At 28.3% G+C, this 17,969-nt stretch carries 15 protein-coding genes; 2 read left to right on the plus strand and 13 right to left on the minus strand.

The window, feature by feature from the left end:
- Nucleotides 1–27 precede the first annotated feature (27 nt).
- Nucleotides 28–2,571, plus strand: a complete 2,544-nt coding sequence (locus tag L8W57_RS00780) for a hypothetical protein (protein WP_133318717.1) — start codon at nucleotides 28–30, stop codon at nucleotides 2,569–2,571.
- Nucleotides 2,572–2,604: 33 nt separating this feature from the next.
- On the opposite strand, the gene hpf is transcribed toward L8W57_RS00780, so the two are convergent.
- From hpf to yajC, 13 genes are all read right to left on the minus strand, one after another.
- Nucleotides 2,605–3,123 (minus strand): ribosome hibernation-promoting factor, HPF/YfiA family, encoded by a 519-nt coding sequence (gene hpf, locus L8W57_RS00785; RefSeq protein WP_133318716.1) that lies wholly within the window; start codon nucleotides 3,121–3,123, stop codon nucleotides 2,605–2,607.
- A gap of 78 nt (nucleotides 3,124–3,201) precedes the next feature.
- Complete coding sequence (locus L8W57_RS00790) at nucleotides 3,202–3,882, minus strand: endonuclease III domain-containing protein (protein ID WP_263659040.1); 681 nt, start codon at nucleotides 3,880–3,882, stop codon at nucleotides 3,202–3,204.
- The gene (locus L8W57_RS00795) at nucleotides 3,879–6,818 is read right to left on the minus strand and encodes a DEAD/DEAH box helicase (protein WP_263661827.1); all 2,940 of its coding nucleotides are present in this window, start codon (nucleotides 6,816–6,818) and stop codon (nucleotides 3,879–3,881) included. Before L8W57_RS00795 ends, L8W57_RS00790 begins: the two co-directional genes overlap by 4 nt.
- Nucleotides 6,808–7,212 carry a bactofilin family protein gene (locus tag L8W57_RS00800; protein WP_133318713.1) on the minus strand — a complete coding sequence of 135 codons (405 nt, stop codon included), beginning with the start codon at nucleotides 7,210–7,212 and terminating at the stop codon, nucleotides 6,808–6,810. Before L8W57_RS00800 ends, L8W57_RS00795 begins: the two co-directional genes overlap by 11 nt.
- Nucleotides 7,140–8,051: a M23 family metallopeptidase gene (locus L8W57_RS00805; protein ID WP_243705623.1), complete on the minus strand. Its 912-nt coding sequence runs from the start codon at nucleotides 8,049–8,051 to the stop codon at nucleotides 7,140–7,142. Before L8W57_RS00805 ends, L8W57_RS00800 begins: the two co-directional genes overlap by 73 nt.
- Complete coding sequence (locus tag L8W57_RS00810; protein WP_263661828.1) at nucleotides 8,038–9,207, minus strand: Mur ligase family protein; 1,170 nt, start codon at nucleotides 9,205–9,207, stop codon at nucleotides 8,038–8,040. Before L8W57_RS00810 ends, L8W57_RS00805 begins: the two co-directional genes overlap by 14 nt.
- A gap of 1 nt (nucleotide 9,208) precedes the next feature.
- Complete coding sequence (locus L8W57_RS00815) at nucleotides 9,209–10,576, minus strand: hypothetical protein (protein ID WP_133318710.1); 1,368 nt, start codon at nucleotides 10,574–10,576, stop codon at nucleotides 9,209–9,211.
- The gene (gene lptE / locus L8W57_RS00820) at nucleotides 10,577–11,074 is read right to left on the minus strand and encodes an LPS assembly lipoprotein LptE (protein WP_133318709.1); all 498 of its coding nucleotides are present in this window, start codon (nucleotides 11,072–11,074) and stop codon (nucleotides 10,577–10,579) included.
- Nucleotides 11,071–13,500: a leucine--tRNA ligase gene (gene leuS, locus L8W57_RS00825; protein WP_263661829.1), complete on the minus strand. Its 2,430-nt coding sequence runs from the start codon at nucleotides 13,498–13,500 to the stop codon at nucleotides 11,071–11,073. The genes lptE and leuS overlap by 4 nt, the downstream gene beginning before the upstream one ends.
- A gap of 8 nt (nucleotides 13,501–13,508) precedes the next feature.
- On the minus strand, nucleotides 13,509–13,850 hold the full coding sequence (locus L8W57_RS00830; RefSeq protein ID WP_133318707.1) for a DUF6394 family protein: 342 nt from the start codon (nucleotides 13,848–13,850) through the stop codon (nucleotides 13,509–13,511).
- Between the two features lie 2 nt (nucleotides 13,851–13,852).
- Nucleotides 13,853–14,824 carry a protein translocase subunit SecF gene (gene secF / locus L8W57_RS00835; RefSeq protein WP_133318706.1) on the minus strand — a complete coding sequence of 324 codons (972 nt, stop codon included), beginning with the start codon at nucleotides 14,822–14,824 and terminating at the stop codon, nucleotides 13,853–13,855.
- Entirely contained in the window at nucleotides 14,824–16,404 is a 1,581-nt protein-coding gene (gene secD, locus L8W57_RS00840) for a protein translocase subunit SecD (RefSeq protein ID WP_263661830.1), read from the minus strand. Before secD ends, secF begins: the two co-directional genes overlap by 1 nt.
- The gene (yajC, locus tag L8W57_RS00845) at nucleotides 16,397–16,672 is read right to left on the minus strand and encodes a preprotein translocase subunit YajC (protein WP_039618686.1); all 276 of its coding nucleotides are present in this window, start codon (nucleotides 16,670–16,672) and stop codon (nucleotides 16,397–16,399) included. The genes secD and yajC overlap by 8 nt, the downstream gene beginning before the upstream one ends.
- Between yajC and L8W57_RS00850 the strand changes: the two genes are divergently transcribed.
- On the plus strand, nucleotides 16,642–17,964 hold the full coding sequence (locus L8W57_RS00850; RefSeq protein WP_263661831.1) for an apolipoprotein N-acyltransferase: 1,323 nt from the start codon (nucleotides 16,642–16,644) through the stop codon (nucleotides 17,962–17,964). The two genes, yajC and L8W57_RS00850, sit on opposite strands and share 31 nt — an antisense overlap.
- Nucleotides 17,965–17,969 lie beyond the last annotated feature (5 nt).

Below are 17,969 nucleotides of genomic sequence, written 5' to 3' on the forward strand. Positions count from 1 at the left end.
TATGATATATTATTATAAAGGTTTCTCATGAAAAAAATTCTTTACATTCTTTTAGGTGTAGTGTGTATAGTATTTCTAGCTATATATACATTATTATTTACAAGCATGGGTAATGCTTTTTTAAAGCCAAGAATCGAAACGATTATTGCTCAAAAAAGTGGTATGAATGTTAAATTTGAAAATTTTAAAATTAGTTTTTCACAACTTGACATTAAAGCAAATATTGATGATAAATTTTTTGCTAACATAGAAGGTGGCATATCACCTTTAAGACTAGGATTTAATTTAAACTATCTTTTAGGACTTAAACAAAACTATATTCAAAATCTTGGCTTAAAAAGTGATAAAGATTTTACATTTAAAGGTAGTGCTGTAGGTAAAAGTAGTGATTTTTTAGTAAAAGGTAATGGGTTTTTGTTTGATTCTAATCTTAGCTTAGATGCAAAAATTGTTGATTTTTCTCCTATAAATCTTGAATTTATTGGTAAAAATATAGATTTGGCTCAAATTTTAGATTTTGCTAATCTACCAAGATATGCTCAAGGAAAAATTAGTATTATAAGTGATATACAAGCTAAAGATTTAAAACCAAATGGTAATGCTTTGATTAATTTTTACACAAGTTCTATCAACAATACTCTAATTGAAAAAGATTTTAATCTAAGCTTACCAAAACAAAGCTATATAAAAGGTGAAATAAGATCTTTAATCCAAAGCAATGAAGTTATTTCTAAAAGTGAAATTTTAAGCAACTTCTTCAAACTTTATATACAAAAAAGCATTTATGATATAGCAAAACAAAGCTTAACTAGTGATTTTGATATCAAAATAGATGATTTTAATCAATTTTCATCTCTAGCCAAAATGAAACTCCAAGGTAAAAGTCAAATTCAAGGTAATTTACTTTTTGCAAACAATCAATTACAAAAATTAGATGCTGACTTACTTGGATTTGGTGGTAGCTTAAAAGCTGTTTTAGAAAATAATAATCTTAATATCAATACAACTAATATAGAAGTAGCAGAACTTTTAAAAACCATATCCATACCTGCCTTTATTAATTCTAAATTAGTTTTAGATTTAAAAACACAAGGGCTTGATTTTAAAAATTTCAATCTAAACACTAGGTTAAACAATGCAAATATAAATGTTATGGAATTTAAAAAACTAAGCAATCTTGATTTTCCAAAAACAAATTTTAACTTACAAGCTAAAGCAAATGCGAAAAATTCTTTGATTGATTATGAAGCTTTACTTGATTCAAACTTAGCAAAAATACCTCAACTAAAAGGTTCATATAACCTTACAAACAAAGATTTAAATGTACAAATCAGTGCTTTTATAGATAATCTTAACAAATTAAAACCTTTAACCAAACAAGATCTCAATGGACCTTTAAATTTAGATGCCAAAGTTGATCTTAAGTCAAATCAAATTCAAAATCTTGATGCAAATATTAAAATCATGCAAGGGCTTATCAATGCAAAATCCAATGGAAAAAGTTTACAAGCAAAAATTGATAATATAAAATTAGAACAACTTTTTCCTTTGATAGGACAAAAAGTTTTAGCATTTGGTAATGTAAATGCAGATATTGACTTAAAGTCACTTGATTTTAACAATATTAATGGTGATTTTAAAGCAAATATTAATTCTTCTTTTAATGAAGTAGAATTATCCAAGCTTTTAGAGAAAAAATTTCCAAAGAATACTTCAGCAAAAATCAATCTTGATGGAAAAATTTCTAAATCAATCATTGATTTTAACGCTAAAGTTTTAAGTTCATTTGCAAATATTAATTCATTAAAAGGTAAATTTGATCTTAATCAAATGGATCTAATAAGCACTTATAATATATCATTGCAAGATTTTTCTAAGTTAGGATTTTTAGTTGATAGAAACTTAAAAGGCAAGGCTGATTTTGAAGGAAAATTTGATTTTAAAAACGCTTTAATAGATGCAAGTATTAATAGTAAAAATATATTTAACGGCTCATTAAATGCCACTTTAAAAAATAATATTTTTAACGCTAAAATGCAAAATACCGATCTTTCAAATTTAACTCAAAGCTTAGATTTACCTGATTATTACCAAGCAAAATCAAATTTAAGCATTGATTATAATCTTTTAAAAGAAAGTGGTGTAGTGCTAATGAATTTAGCCGATGGGCAACTTAAGAAAAATCTCATCACAGGTGCTTTAATGTTACTTTTACAAAAAGATATCACTCAAGATGTATATCGCAACGGTGAAGCCAAAATAAATATCAACAAAAATCTTATAGATTTAAATTTAAACCTAGTGGCTGATAGAAGCAATATAAATATTAGCAAAGGTAAGGTTGATACAAAAAGTACCAAATTAAACATTCCTTTTAATATCGTCATTGATAGAGCAAACTTCAAAGGTGTTATAAAAGGAACAACGCAAGATCCTAAAGTAAGTCTTGATACAAAAAGTGTTGTAAATTCTATTGTTAATACAATAGGTGGAAATGCTAGTGATGGTGCTAAAAATACAGGTAAAAAAGTAGATCAAGCAATAGATAAAATTTTTAACAAACTCTTCTAATAAATCTAGCCTTTAAAAAAGGCTAGATTTTTATTAAAATAAACCAAATTTACCATCTTTTTTCTTATATAACACCCTCATTTTTGCATCTATGTCATTAAAAACTAAAAATATATCTTTACTTGCTTTTAATTTTTCCAATGCTTCTTCAATTTCCAAAGGCTTATATAGCTCAAGTTCTGTTGGAACTATCTCATCTTCCTCAATCAAGCTCGGTAATACTAAATTTTCTTTTATCTCATCTTGATGTTTATGGGTAATATTTTTATCATGCAATCTTCTTAAAACCTTAGAAATTCTATCAATGGCTAAATCTATAGCAGCATATAAGTCTTTATCTTTTTGCTTTACAACCACTGTATTAATACCGGCTAGATTAATGCTAAATTCAGCCCAAAATCCTTTCTTTCCATGCCTTTCATCAGCACTTATAACACAACGCGCAGAAATCACATCTAAGCCATATTTACTTAAAGCATCAAAGCTTTTTTCCACATACTCTTTTATAGACTCAGTTAGCTCAAATTGCTTTCCAACTATACTTGTATTCATTACTTCTCCTTTTTATGAAGTTAAATACATTATAGCACTTTAATCGTAAAAAAATAACTTTTTAAATAAAAAATAAATTTAAAATTTTAAAGGATCTAGAATAAGTACACCATCCTCTGAAAGTTTTTTACCTTGAAAGTGTGTTTTACAAAAAGAAACAATTAAAGCATGAAAAATTTGATAAAGCTCATATAATTTACATTCTTTTTTTAATAAAACACACAATTCTTGTTGATTTTTAGTTATGTCTTTTTTTAAAAAATCTGCCAACTCATCATAACTTTGACACTCATAGCCTAAATAATTAGCTATTTTTGCACTATAAGCATCAACTACTAAAACTTCTTTTTTGCATATATAATTTAAAATTCCATCAGCACTTTCTTGACCAAAACCCTTAATATCCAAAAGCCATTCTCTATCAACTTCTTCTTTAAAAAGCTCAAAAGAATTAAAATATTGAAAATATTTTTGAGTAAAATTTTTAATATATTTTGCCTTAGTATTATAAAATCCACTTGGCTTTATTAAAAACGCTAAATCTTGAGTATTTAAATTTAATAAATCTTCTATCTTAGTAATATTTGCTTGTTTTAAATTTGTCAAAGCTTTCAATACATTTTTCCAGTTTGTATTTTGAGTTAAAACTACAGAAATTAAAATTTCAAACTCACTTAAAGTATTATTTTCTAGCCATTCAAAATCTTTATAATCAATATTTGCATTAACTAAAGCTTTAAAAATTTCATATCCACTCATGCTTTTTCACTCTTTCTTAAATGCATCAAAATAGCCTCAATTACATCATCATCGTCTTTACTTTTTGCTTTAATGACTTCTTTGCTCTCATCATCTTTTACAAAACAAATATTTTGTTCATAATTGCTCACTAATTTATAATGTTTGCTAGCTAAAATTTTTATGATAATTAAATCCAAAAACTGCTTTGTGAAGATATCAGGCCTTCCAAAACGATCATTCATCTCACTTTCTATCTCATAAACTTCATTAGCACTCATACACTTACTAAGTCTTCTGTAAAGTTCTAATCTCAAACGATCTTCACTAATATACTCACTATTTAAAAAAGCATTGATATTAAGCTTTAGATCTATTTTTTTCTCTTTAATTTCTTCTTTTTTACTTAGCTTATTAATTTCATCTTCTAACATTTTAAGATACAAACTATAACCAATTTGTTCTATATGTCCACTTTGATCCACACCTAATAAATTTCCACCCCCACGAATTTCTAAATCATGGTAAGCAAGCACGCTTCCTGAGCCTAAATAAGAATTGCTCTCTAAACTCATAAGTCTTTTTAAAGAATCTTTTGTGATTTTTTCCTTATCTTCAATCAAAAAATAACAATATCCTTGCTTAGCACTACGCCCTACTCTTCCTCTAAGTTGGTGCAAATCAGCCATACCAAAGCGATCTGAATTTTCTACTATAATAGTATTTGCATTTGCTAAATCAATACCACTTTCAACTATAGAAGTACAAAGCAATAAGTCATATTCTTTATTTTCAAATTTAATCATTTCTTCTTCAGTAGTTTTTGCATCAATTTTAGAATGCAAGATTAAAATTTTTAGATTTGGAAACAAATCTAAAAGATATTTTTTACACCCATCAATACTTGCTATATGATTGTGTATATAAAAAATCTGTCCTGCTCTTCTTAATTCTCTTGAAATAGCTTCTTTAATCAAAGCGTCATTACTTTCTCTAACAAATGTACGCACATCCAAACGATCCTCAGGTGGAGTTTGTAAAACACTATATGACTTTAAAGAGCTAAGAGCTTGATTTAAACTTCTTGGTATAGGCGTTGCCGACATAGATAGAATATGTGAATTTTTACTTAGTTCCTTGAGTTTTTCTTTTTGTTTTACACCAAATTTATGCTCCTCATCTATCACGACTAAACCCAAATTTTCACACTCAACCCCTAAAAGAGAATGCGTTCCAACCACTACACAAGGCTTATTTTCTTTTAAAAATGCTAAAACTTGTTTTTTTTCTTTAGCACTAGTAAAACGATCTAGCTTAAAAACCTCTATATCAAAAGAATCAAATCTTCGTTTTAAGGTTTTAAAATGCTGGGCTGAAAGCAAAGTAGTTGGCACAAAAAATAAAGCCGTATAACCACTTTTTACACAAGTAAATATAGCGTTCATAGCAACTTCTGTTTTACCAAAACCCACATCGCCACTTAAAAGCCTATCCATCACCTGCATACTTTTTAAATCTTGAGTGATTTCTTGACAAACTTGACTTTGATCTTTAGTGTAAAAAAATCCTGCCTTATTGATAAATTCATCTTGTAATTCTTGAGAAATTTTTAATTCTTTTGCTTTTATCAAAGCTCTAGCCGCTGCTAAAGAAACTATATTTGAAGCAATGGCAAATAATTTTTCTTTTAATCTTTCCTTGATTTTTAAAAAACTTCCTTTTCCAAGCTTATCAAGTAAAGGCACGCCACCACTTGCACCGATATATTTATCAATCATATATAAATTTTCAACAGGCAATAAAAGCTTATCGTTATTTAAATACCCAAGAGCGACAAATTCTTTTTTTGCTCCCGCTATTGCAATAATCTCAAGACCTAAAAATTTAGCTACACCATAATCTTCATGCACAACAAAATCGCCAACTCTAAGCTCATCTATTACCAAACTTGCTTTTCTAACTCTTTTGTTTTTTTCTTTTTTATTTAAAGATATGATAAGCTCATCTTGAGTACTTAAATTAATTCTTTCTTGGGATATTTTTAATTTAATATTTGAAAATTCTTCTAAATTTAAAGCTTTAAACAAAGCTTCATTTTTTGCCAAAATAGTAATTTTTTTATCTTTGTGAAAAGTGAAAAAATCATAATTATAAGAACTTACCAAATCTTTATAAAATCTTGGTTCAGATAAAATATTTTGATTGATTTTGCTAATATCTTCTTCAAAATCATTTACATCAAATTTTTTTATGCTTACAAAATTTAAATCTAAATAATCACAAAAATCATCAACACACCAAAAACCTAAAGAATTAACATCATTTATAATGCTTTGACTTTGGAAATTTTGAATTTTTTCTTGTAAATTTTCATATTGCTCTTGACTAAAAGCACTCAAAAAAGGACAAATTTCTATATTGGAGAGTTCAGTAGGGATTGATTTTTGTGTATGTATATCAAAATATCTTATACTTTCTATCTCATCTGAAAAAAGTAAAATTCTAAAAGGTTGTTCTTCATTAATCGCAAAAATATCTATAATATCCCCGCGTATTGAAATTTCACCCTTATCTTGAACTATATCTACAAACTCATATCCACTATGTAAAATTTCTTCTTTAAATTTCTCTAAAGCAAGAAGTGAATTTCTTTTAAGAATAATGTTTTTTAGATGCTTTTTACCTGGTAACTTTTGCAAAATTGTTTTTATAGGAGATATTAAAATTTTATTTTCATTTTCTTTATGATAAGCATTTAATACTTTACAAATTTCAAAAAGTTCTTTAGAAAAAGAGCGTAAATCGCTACCAAATTCTGCTCTAAAATCAGGTAAAATAAAAGTTTTTAATTTTAAAAATAAGCAAACTTGAGCTAATTCATCTGCTTCTTTATCATTCTCACAAATTATTAACTCAGTTTTATTACTTAATAAATATTCATATAATTTAGCTTGCATTTTCTGAATTTTCTATACTCACATCAATAGTTGCAAGCTCTTCTTCTTTTTCAATTATTTTACTACTTCCGTTAAATTTCCCACCATTTTCAATACTTAATTGTTTAACTATGATATTACCATTAAGTACACCGCCGGATAAAATTTCTAAAGAATCAACTTGCATTTCTCCCTCAAAAACTCCATTGATTACTATCTTACTTGCCTTAACTTGTCCTTTTAAAACACCACTTTTACCTACCACTATCACATTAGAAGAATTAATTACTCCTGTGATTTCTCCATCTAAATGAAGCATAGAATCAAAATAAAATTTTCCTTCTATTTTTGCTCCGTTTGAAATGACTGTAGTTTCGGATACTGCAGCAATAGAGCCTTTATTAAAGATTGCCATGGCACTCTCCTTTCTTTTTCAAAAATTTGTTCATAGTTTTTTCGGTTTAAATCTATAAAAATCTTAGGATCTAAAAGTTTATTAATAAATCTAACCTCATAATGCAGATGCGGCCCCGTAGAAAGACCTGTATTTCCTGTATAACCCAACAAATCACCTTTTTTTACAAATTGCCCTGCTTTGACAACATCCTGACGCGTCATATGCGCATAAACCGTTTTAAAACCAAAATTATGGATCAAAATCACTGAGTAACCATAACCATTATTGCTATATGCAGCGTATTCAACCACTCCATTTGCAGGCGCATAAATAGGAGTTTTTAAAGCTGCTCTTAAATCAATACCTGGATGAAATTCTTTTTTATTTAATATAGGATGATGACGCCATCCGAAATTACCTGTGACTCCATTATCTTCTATCACATGACCATTTGGAATTTGTGTTAAAAATAAATAAGCTTGATCATTAGTAAGTTTGACTTTTTCTAATCTTTCTGGTATATCTAAACTTTCATCTTGCTTTAAGCCTAAATTATCCTCAATATCTGCAAGTTGGGTTTGGAGTTCATCATATAAGGCTGTTTTTTCCTCTAAACTTTTTTGCATACTCTCATTTTGAGAAAACAATTTAGTATTCTTTGAAGATAATATTTCTTGTTCTTTTAAAAGCTCTGAACGCTTATCTGCTAGATAATTAATATATAAAGCACCTAAAACTATAACAACAAAAACAAAAGTAGTAAAATAAATTATTACTTTTTTTATAATCTGACTTAATAAAAAATGTCTAGAACCATTTACATCTGTAATAGTTAGCGTAAATTTATCTTTCATTATAGCCTCTTAAAAATTTTTCTACCAATACAAAAGAACCAAAAACTAAATATAACTCATCTTTTTTTATTTGTTCAAATTTTTGATAAACAATATCTAATTTTTCTAAATTTTCTAGCAAAACAGAACCCGCCAAAGGTCTATCTTTACTTTCATAATCATAAATTTCAACTATTTTTATTATAGGTTTTAAGACCTTTAAAATTTTATAAGAATCTTTATCTAAAAAGCAATTATAAACTAAATGAACTTTTTTTTCCTTGAAAATTTCAACTAAAGCTAAAGCCGCCATTTCATTATGTCCTACATCAATAAAAATATTTTGACTTATTTGCTCGCACCTTCCTTTTAAATCAAGTTTTGGTAGATTTTTGATACTTTGAATCAATTCTTTTTCATTTTTAGCACAAATTTTAGAAAAAGCTTCTAAAGCTAAAAAAAGATTATCTTTTAAAAAAGTTGCAAAATTGTGCTTTTGAATATATTCTTGCACATAAGGATAAATAAAATTATTTTTTTCTAGCAAACTGATACTTAAACTAGCTTGTTTTAAATTTGCTATTTTTTGAGCCAAATTTAATACTTTTGCTTCTTGCTTATGATTAATTAAAGCTTTAGCACTCATGGCTTTTAATTTTGTTCTTGCTATTTCTTCTAAATTTTTACCTAATAAATCTTGATGATCAAATCCTATTTTAGTAAAAATACTAAAATCTATTTCAAAAACACTTGTCGCATCATACTCCCCACCTACTCCGGCTTCTAAAATCACATAATCACAATCTTTAAAAATAAAAAAAGCTAAAAAAGTAGCGTATTCAAAATAACTAAGTTTTTTTACATCTTCCAAAAAAACACTTTCTAGTTTTTCATGCGCTTTTTCTAAAAGTTCATTGCTTGCAATTTTACCATTTAACCAAAATCTTTCATTAAATTCAAAAATATGTGGACTTGTATAATGACCTACTTTATATCCTTGCTCTAAAAGTAAAAGCGCTAAAAATCTACCCGTACTTCCTTTACCATTAGTGCCAATAATTTGGATATTTTTAGTTTTTGGAATAAATTTTTTATACTTCTCATACATGCTAAACATAAAAAATCTACTAATTTTTTGCACATACATAGTTTTTTGTGAAAGTGTTTGTTGAAATTTCATGCTAAGCTTTTTGGATTAATTCTTTTAAAATATCACCATCTGGAAATTCTTTTTTTTCTATGTAAGAAGATGATAAAATAAGTTTAACCACTTCTTCTTTATAAATAAATTTATAATCATCTATAAGCTTTAAGGCTTTTTCTATAAAAATCTGAGCACTTTCTAAATTTTTACCTGGAAGTATAACCAAATAAGAACTTTCATCTAAAATCCAAATTTCACCCATATCTTTACATAAATCTTTAAGTATCTTTTTAAACTTTCCACTAATTGCCTTAAAACTATCAACACCATAAACATTAATAACATGCTCTATATTATTAATTTTAAAAAAACATAATGCATAATTAACAGCATAAAGCTTATAGTTTTCATCAAGTTTTTTAAGTTCTTGAGCAAGACTCCACTGCTCTCTTTGCTCATCATCACTTGTAGCTTGAATTTGAGTTTTAATTTGCGCTATTTGCTCGTTTGCATACAAAAGTTTATCTTTTAGTGTATCAAAATTAATTTGAACATTACCATTTTCATCTTTAGTTAAAGCATTAATAAATTTCACATCTTCTTGGCTGTTATCATAAAGCTTTGATACCATTTCATTTAAGCTTTCTAAGTGCTGATTAAAAAAAGAAAGGTTTTTTTGTATATAATATTTATCTGTTGCTTCTTTTTTTTGCAACATTAAATAATACTCATGTGCAAATTCTTTCCTGGCAATTAATTTAGGATTTTCTTTTAAATTTTGTTTAAACTGCTCAAGCTCTTTACTTGCTCCAAACAAAGACTCCAAAGAAGCTAGTAAAAGTTCAGCCTGCTTCTCATAAGATCTCTCCTTTAACATAACAATGAGTTTTTCAACTAAAGTGTGAAAATCCAAAAACGCTCGAATATTAAATTCTTCTAATTTTTTTAAAAGCTCATAATCCTCATAAGATTTTTCAAGCTCTCTCCATTTAGCCCTTAAAAGATATATGGTTTCTAAATCCATAGCTTGAGATAATCTGTGTTGAGTAATTTTTGCTAATTCTTTGATTTTTTTATCTTTGCTAATACTAAGCTGTTGCACAATCAAATCAAGCAAAGCATAAACATCTTCATATTTTCTACTTACTTGCCTATTAAGTCTAGAAACTAAAAACATCAAAAACTCATCAATAGTTCGAATGCTTTTTCCTTTTAGCTCTTGCTTATAAATATCATCTAAAAGATTAGTATATTTTTCTATCCTTGCTTTATTAAAACTCATCACTCCCGCTTTTTTAGCACATTCTTCAAATACCTCACTATAATTTTCAGGAGTTGGATGCAACTTACGCTCTTTTAATTTTATCAATGTTTCTTTTGCAATCTCATTGATATGACTTGCCATTTATTTATAACCCCTAATAGCTATGATAGAAACAAATTCATCAAAAGCCTCACTTGATGCATTTTTAATTGCTTCAAATCTAGCTTGATCGCTAATAATAGAATTTGGATTAATATCAAAATTATAACTTCCCTTGGTATTTACAACTTCTTCTTTACCATTTTTATAACGCATAAGAAATTCCAAGTAAAGCTCTGCTTTATAATTAACTACATAACCATTTCTATCATACACCATAGGATGAAATTCTAACTTTTTCATCGTAACTATAATAGAACTATCTGCATTATGCTCATCTGTGACTTTTCTGCCAAGCTTATTAAGCATAGCTTCTCTTAAAATATCTGTTATATAAACACTATTTTCGGGATCTTGTTTACTAATATTGATTTTCAAAAATACATTTTCACCCAAAACCCTACTTGCCATTTGAGATGATGGGATATATCCACAAGATATAATAAAAAAAGCAAAAAAAGATATTAAATATTTTTTCATTTAACCACCAAATTTACCAATTTCTTATCAATATAAATTTCTTTTACAATGGTTTTTCCTTCTAGCCATTTTGCAACATTTTCTTTAGCCAAAGCTAAAATCTCATCTTCTTTAGCCTCTGAATTTATTTCAATCTGTGCTCTTTTTTTACCATTAACACTAATAGCTATATTAAAACTATCTTTTACAAAAACTTCTTCTTTTATTTTTAATACTTTAAAATTTTCACATTTAAACAAATGCTCGCTAAGCTCAAAACAAACATGAGGGATAATAGGCTCTAAAATATTTAAAATAATATAAAAAGCTTCTTTTAAAACTTCTTTATGATTTATAGCATTTAAGGCATTTAAAGCTTCCATACATGCAGCTATTAAGGTATTAAAGGCAAAACTTTCTTCATAAACTTCAAAAGATTTTTTCAAAGCTTCATATACTTTTAATCTAGCATATTTTTCTTCTTTATTTAAACTTTGATGATCAATTTCTTGTAATTTTCCACATTCTAAACTCATAGCCTTTTCATAAAGCCTATTGATAAATTTAAACGCACCCTCTAGCGCACTATCGTTCCATTCAAGTTCTTTAGCAGGTGGTGCAGCAAACAATATAAACAATCTTGCGCTATCTGCTCCATATTTTTCTATAATATAATCAGGATCTACTACATTACCCTTAGATTTACTCATCTTAGCACCATCTTTAGTGACCATTCCTTGGGTTAAAAGTCTATTAAAAGGCTCATCATCTTTTAAATAACCCAAATCTCTAAGTGCTTTTTGGAAAAATCTAGCATAGAGTAAATGCAATATCGCATGTTCAATCCCGCCAATATATTCATCAACATTCATCCAATAATTAACACTTTTTTCATCTACTGCTTTTTCTTGCCATGTTTTATCATCACTTGCAAAACGCGCAAAATACCAAGAACTTTCAAAGAAAGTATCTAAAGTATCGCTTTCTTTTTGTGCTTTTTTACCACATTTTGGACAAATGCACTCTTTCCATATTTCATGCTTATCAAGTGGATTTCCCTCTCCATTTATAATCACATCTTCAGGCAAGGTAATAGGTAAATTTTCTATTTTTTGAGGAACTATGCCACAAGAATTACACTTAATCATTGGTATAGGAGCACCCCAATATCTTTGTCTAGAAACACCCCAATCACGAATTTTAAAATTGGTAACCTTTTTACCAATACCCAAAGATTCAATTTTTAAACTAATTTTTTCTCTAGCATCATTACATTCTAATTGATCAAATTCGCCACTATTGGTTAAAACACCTTCTTTTAAAGTGTAGCATTGTGCATCATTTTCATCTTTATAAATTACTTTTTTTATAGCTAAATTATAAGTTTTTGCAAACTCATAATCTCTTTCATCATGAGCAGGCACACTCATAACAGCCCCACTACCATAATCACTTAAAACAAAATTAGCTACCCATAAAGGAATTTTTTCTTTACTTAGTGGATGGATTACATGAAGATTTAAAAAATATCCTTCTTTTGGCGCAGCTTGTCTTTGGCGGGGTGTTTGATTTTGTATATTTTGAATTTTTATGATAGTATCTTGATCTAGTAATTTTTTATCAATTAATTCGTTTACTATTTCATGATCAGGTGCTAAAGCAATATAAGACACTCCATAAATAGTCTCAGCTCTTGTTGTAAAAACATTGATCTTTTTTGCACTGATTTTATCATTTTCTTCTATATCAAAATCAAAACTAAGCCCTGTGCTTTTACCTATCCAATTTTCTTGCATAGTCAAAACCTGACTTGGCCATTTTCCTTCTAATTTTTTAAGATCTTGCAATAATTCATCTGCATAAGCGGTAATTTTTACATAATATCCTGGCATTTTTTTTCTAATGACTTCATGTCCGCAACGCCAACATTTGCCATCTTCAACTTGCTCATTTGCCAAGACTGTTTTATCATTCTCACACCAATTAACTTCAGCTTCTTTAGTATAAACAAGTCCTTTTTCATACATTTTAATGAAAAATTCTTGCTCAAATTTAGTATATAAAGGATCAGAAGTAGCAAACATTCTTTTTTTAGAAAAGGAAAAGCCCAAAGAAGCAAGTTCATTTTGCATATAATCAATATTTTCATAAGTCCATTTCTTAGGATGAATACCGTGTTTTATCGCAGCATTTTCAGCAGGCATACCAAAACTATCAAAACCTATAGGATGTAAGACATTAAAACCTTTTTTTCTATAATATCTAGCCATAGCATCACCTATGCTATAGTTTCTCACATGTCCCATATGAATTCTACCACTTGGATATGGAAACATAGATAAAATGTATTTTTTTGGTAAAGAAAAATCATCTTTTGGCTCAAAATATTCTTTTTCTTGCCAAATTTTTTGCCATTTTTTTTCTATTTTACCTGCCTCATACGCCATTTTAACTCCTAATTTTCTTCTTGACTTTTTACTGAATCAACTATAACTAAAATCATTGAAAAGATATTAGCTATCAAAGCACCAATTGCTAAAGTATAAACCATAACATTAGCCTCTGGATTAATTTGTATTAAAGCAAAAGCTGGAATTAAATGCAAATCAGCCACTAAAGAACTAGCAAATAATTCAGCTGCTAAGAAATTTCTAACTCCGATTTTCAATAAAGTAGAAATTAAATTCACACAAGCTGCAATAAATAATGCAACTTCATTTTGATCATATAAAAATCCTGCGGTTGTAGTTAAGCTCATTAGAGCAAAAAAGATATAAATAACCTTACCCCAATTCATTTTTACACCGTTCCTTTTTCATACATCGCTCTTAATTTCTCTTTTTCTTGTTTTTTCTTTACTTTTTCTAATTCTTTTTGACGATACTGCGTAACACTAAATTTAAACCATAAAAGTGCTGGACTTGCTACAAATATAGAACTTGCAGTACCTGCCACAATACCCACTATCATAGTTAGAGCAAAACCTTCTATCATAGATCCACCAAAGAAATAAAGCACTACAACAGTGATTAAAGTTAAACCCGTTGTTAAAGTAGTTCTTGATAAAGTTGCAGAAACTGATTCATTAATAATTAAATCAAGTTTTGAATTTTTACTTGTTTTAACACCTTCTCTAATCCTATCAAAAATAATAATCGTATCATTTAAAGAATATCCAAGCACAGTTAAAACAGCCGCCAAAATATCTAAATTTACATCTATTTCAAATAATGCAATAGCGCCTAAAGTAATGACTATATCATGAATTTCACACACAATAGAAGCCATAGCAAAACGCCATTCAAATCTCACTGCCAAATAAATCAAAATAGCAATCAAAGAAATTCCAACCGCCATAAGACCTTTATTACGCAGTTCATCTCCTACTTTTGGACCTACCACATCCACACGGCGCACTTCAAATTTACCTGTATCTTTTAATAAATTTGCAATACTTACTCCAATGTCACTTCCCAAGCTATCGCTACTTCCTGAAAAACGAATAATCACTTCATTAGCACTACCAAATTCAGTAACACTAGCACCTTTTAAATTTTCATTGATAGCTAAAGCTTTGCGAATTTCAGCCAAAGGAGCTTTTTGCTCATATTGAAGTTGCACTAAAGTTCCACCGGTAAAATCAATACCAAAATTCAAACCCTTAGTAAAAAGGATAAAAATAGAACCAAAAAATAAAATAAAAGACAAAGAGATGGCTGCAAATCTCATTCTCATAAAATCATAAACATGTTTTTGACTAAAAAATTGCATTAAGGTCTCCTATATCCAAACCATAATCTTGTATTATTGCTTTTTTCCATACGGTTCATAAACATTTCAAACATACCATGAGTTCCAACAATAGAAGTAATCATCGAAACTAAAATCCCAATACTCAAAGTCACCGCAAAACCTTTTACCGCACCTGTTCCATAAGCATAAAGTACCACTGAAGTAATAAGCGAAGTAATGTTAGAATCTAAAATCGCGCTCATTGCATGCTTATAACCATTTTCAACACTTTGCCTTATGCTAGCACCTTCTCGCAATAACTCCCTAATTCTTTCATTAATAATAACATTAGAATCTACTGCCATACCCACAGTCAGTACAAGTCCTGCCATACCAGGTAAAGTTAAAGTTGCACCAAACATAGCCATTACAGCAATAATCACTAAAATATTTGCCACTAAAGCAATATTAGCAAAAATTCCTGCTATACCATAATACATCACCATAAATGCAATAACTAATATAGAAGCACCTGCTAGGGCTATCATACTCATTTTAATACTATCAGCACCCAAAGATGGTCCAACACTTCTTTTTTCAAGCATTTTAACCGGTGCTAAAAGCGCCCCACTTCTTAAAGCAATGGCCACATCATGAGCTTCTTCAACAGTAAAGCTACCACTAATTTGACCACTACCTCCACCTATTCTTTCATTAATTCTTGGAGCTGAATATACTTTATTATCTAAAACTATAGCTAAGCGTTTGCCTACATTATTTCCTGTATAGTCTCCAAATTTTTTAGCACCTTCTGAATTTAAGGTAAAATTAATAACAGGAAGATTATTACTTTGCGCAAAACCCACTTTTGCGTCTGTTAGCATAGAACCATCAAGAATAGGTATAGATTTTACCAGATATTTAATTTGAGGATTTTTTGCATCTTCAAAAATTAAATCTCCATATTTAGCAGCTTGAGCTGGAGTAAGATTATTTACCTGATCCATTCTAACATCATCTACTTCCATTAATTGCAAATGTGCAGCTTTTGCGATAAGTTCTCTAGCTCTAGCCTCATCTGCAACAGTTTTAATACCTGGAAGTTCGACTAAAATTTTATCCTCACCTGATCTTGCTACATTTGGCTCTGCAAGACCAAATTGATCAAGTCTATTTCTAATGGTTTCTACAGCTTGTAAAATAGCTTGTTCATGAGTTAGTTTGATTTCTTCTTGGGTTAAAGAAAGTGTGTAGTGTAAATTTTCGTGTGTAATAGCCAAGCCTTTAATGTCTTTTAACAACAAATCAACCTTAGCTACATCATTTTCATCTAATAAACTAAATTCAATACTAGTATCATTTACTTTGATTTTATCAACAATAATATCTTCTTTATTGATAGAATAACTAAGAGAAGAGGCTATGGATTTAACCTTTGATTTAACCGCCTCTTCTACTTCTACACCTAATAACATATGCAAACCACCTTGTAAATCAAGTCCTAGGTTGATCTTAGCACCACTTTGGGTTTGCATAAAAGAAGGTATGGAAAAAACTAATCCTATAAGAAAAACTACAAAGAAAATAATACTTCTATAAGTAATTTTTCCACTACGCATCAATTTTCTTTGCTATAAAATCTCTAGAAATTTTTACAACTACATTTTCATCATTAAGCTTAACTTTGATAAAATCCTCTTCTGGTTTTACCACCTCGCAAATTATCCCACCATTTGTGATGATTTTATCTCCTTTTTCTAAAGATGAAACCATTAATTTGTGGTCTTTTGCTTGTTTTTGTTGTGGTCTAATAACCAAAAAATAAAAAATCGCAAAAAGCACAATGAGAGGCAACAATGAAGTCCAAATATTTCCGTTTTCTGCCATTTCTTCCCCTTTTTTTTAAGTTCATAAATTCTAATTCTACCACTTTTAAAATAACAAAAGCCTTTTTTTCTGCACTTTTATTGTCAAATTTTATTTATTTTTCTTTTTTTGAAAATTTACTTTTCGAATTTATCTCACCATTTTTAAGCATATATGGTTTAATTTTATTACTAAGAAACAAAAGTAAAGCAGGATATTTTTACACCGGTTTTTTTATAGGAATTTTATGGTTTTGGTGGATAGGTTTATCATCAATTTATTTTAATTTAGCTTATTTAATTCCTTTAGAAATTATCTTAATTGGATTAATTTATGGATTTTTGTTTTTTATATGTTTTTTTCTTAAATATGATTTTTTAAGACTTTGTGGAATTTTTTTACTTTGTTTTATTCATCCTTTTGGCTTTGATTGGCTAAATTGGGGTGTTTTAAGTGTATATGGAATCTTTGATGCAAGTTACCAAGGTATTATAGCTATGTTTTTGATTGCTTATTTTTATTATGAAAAATATATTTCAAGATATTATAAAATAGCAATTATTCTAATCCTTATTCTAATCGGAGCTCAATATAATCAAAAACAATCACAAACACTAAATTTAGACTATAAATTAATCCAAACTAATATCTCTCAAGATCAAAAATTCATACAAGAAAATTTACAAACTCATTCTAAAGATATATTTTATCAAATCAACAAGGCCATAAAAGAAGGTAAAGAAGCAATTATTTTTCCTGAAACTGCTTTTGCTTTTGCATTAAATAAAACACCAAGTTATTTACAAGCCTTAAAATATTTATCAAAACAAATCATCATCATCACAGGTGCTATAAGCACTACACCTAATCATCTATACAATAGTACTTATGTATTTGACAATGGTAACATACAAGTTTTTAACAAACATTATCTTGTACCTTTTGGAGAAGAAATTCCTATATTTAAAAACTTTTTTAAAAAACACCTTTTAAATATTGATGAATTTTCAAAAGGAAAAGAATTAAATCAATACACTCTAAATAATCAGCTCATCACTAATGCTATCTGCTTTGAAGCTACAAAAGAAAAACTTTACAAACACTCAAAAATCATCATCGCTATTTCAAACAATGCTTGGTTTAATTTTTCAAGTGAGTATAAATTACAAAATTTTCTAATGCGTTTTTATGCAAATAATTATAATGTAAGTATATATCATGCAGTTAATGGAAAAGAAAATGCGGTAATTAAACCAAAAGAAGTATTGATTTTAAAGATAAAAGAAAAACTTTTAAAGCAAAATGAAGCTTAAAAGCT

The sequence above is a fragment of the Campylobacter sp. IFREMER_LSEM_CL1890 genome, assembly GCF_025772045.1.
GTDB classification, from domain to species: Bacteria; Campylobacterota; Campylobacteria; order Campylobacterales; family Campylobacteraceae; genus Campylobacter_D; species Campylobacter_D lari_D.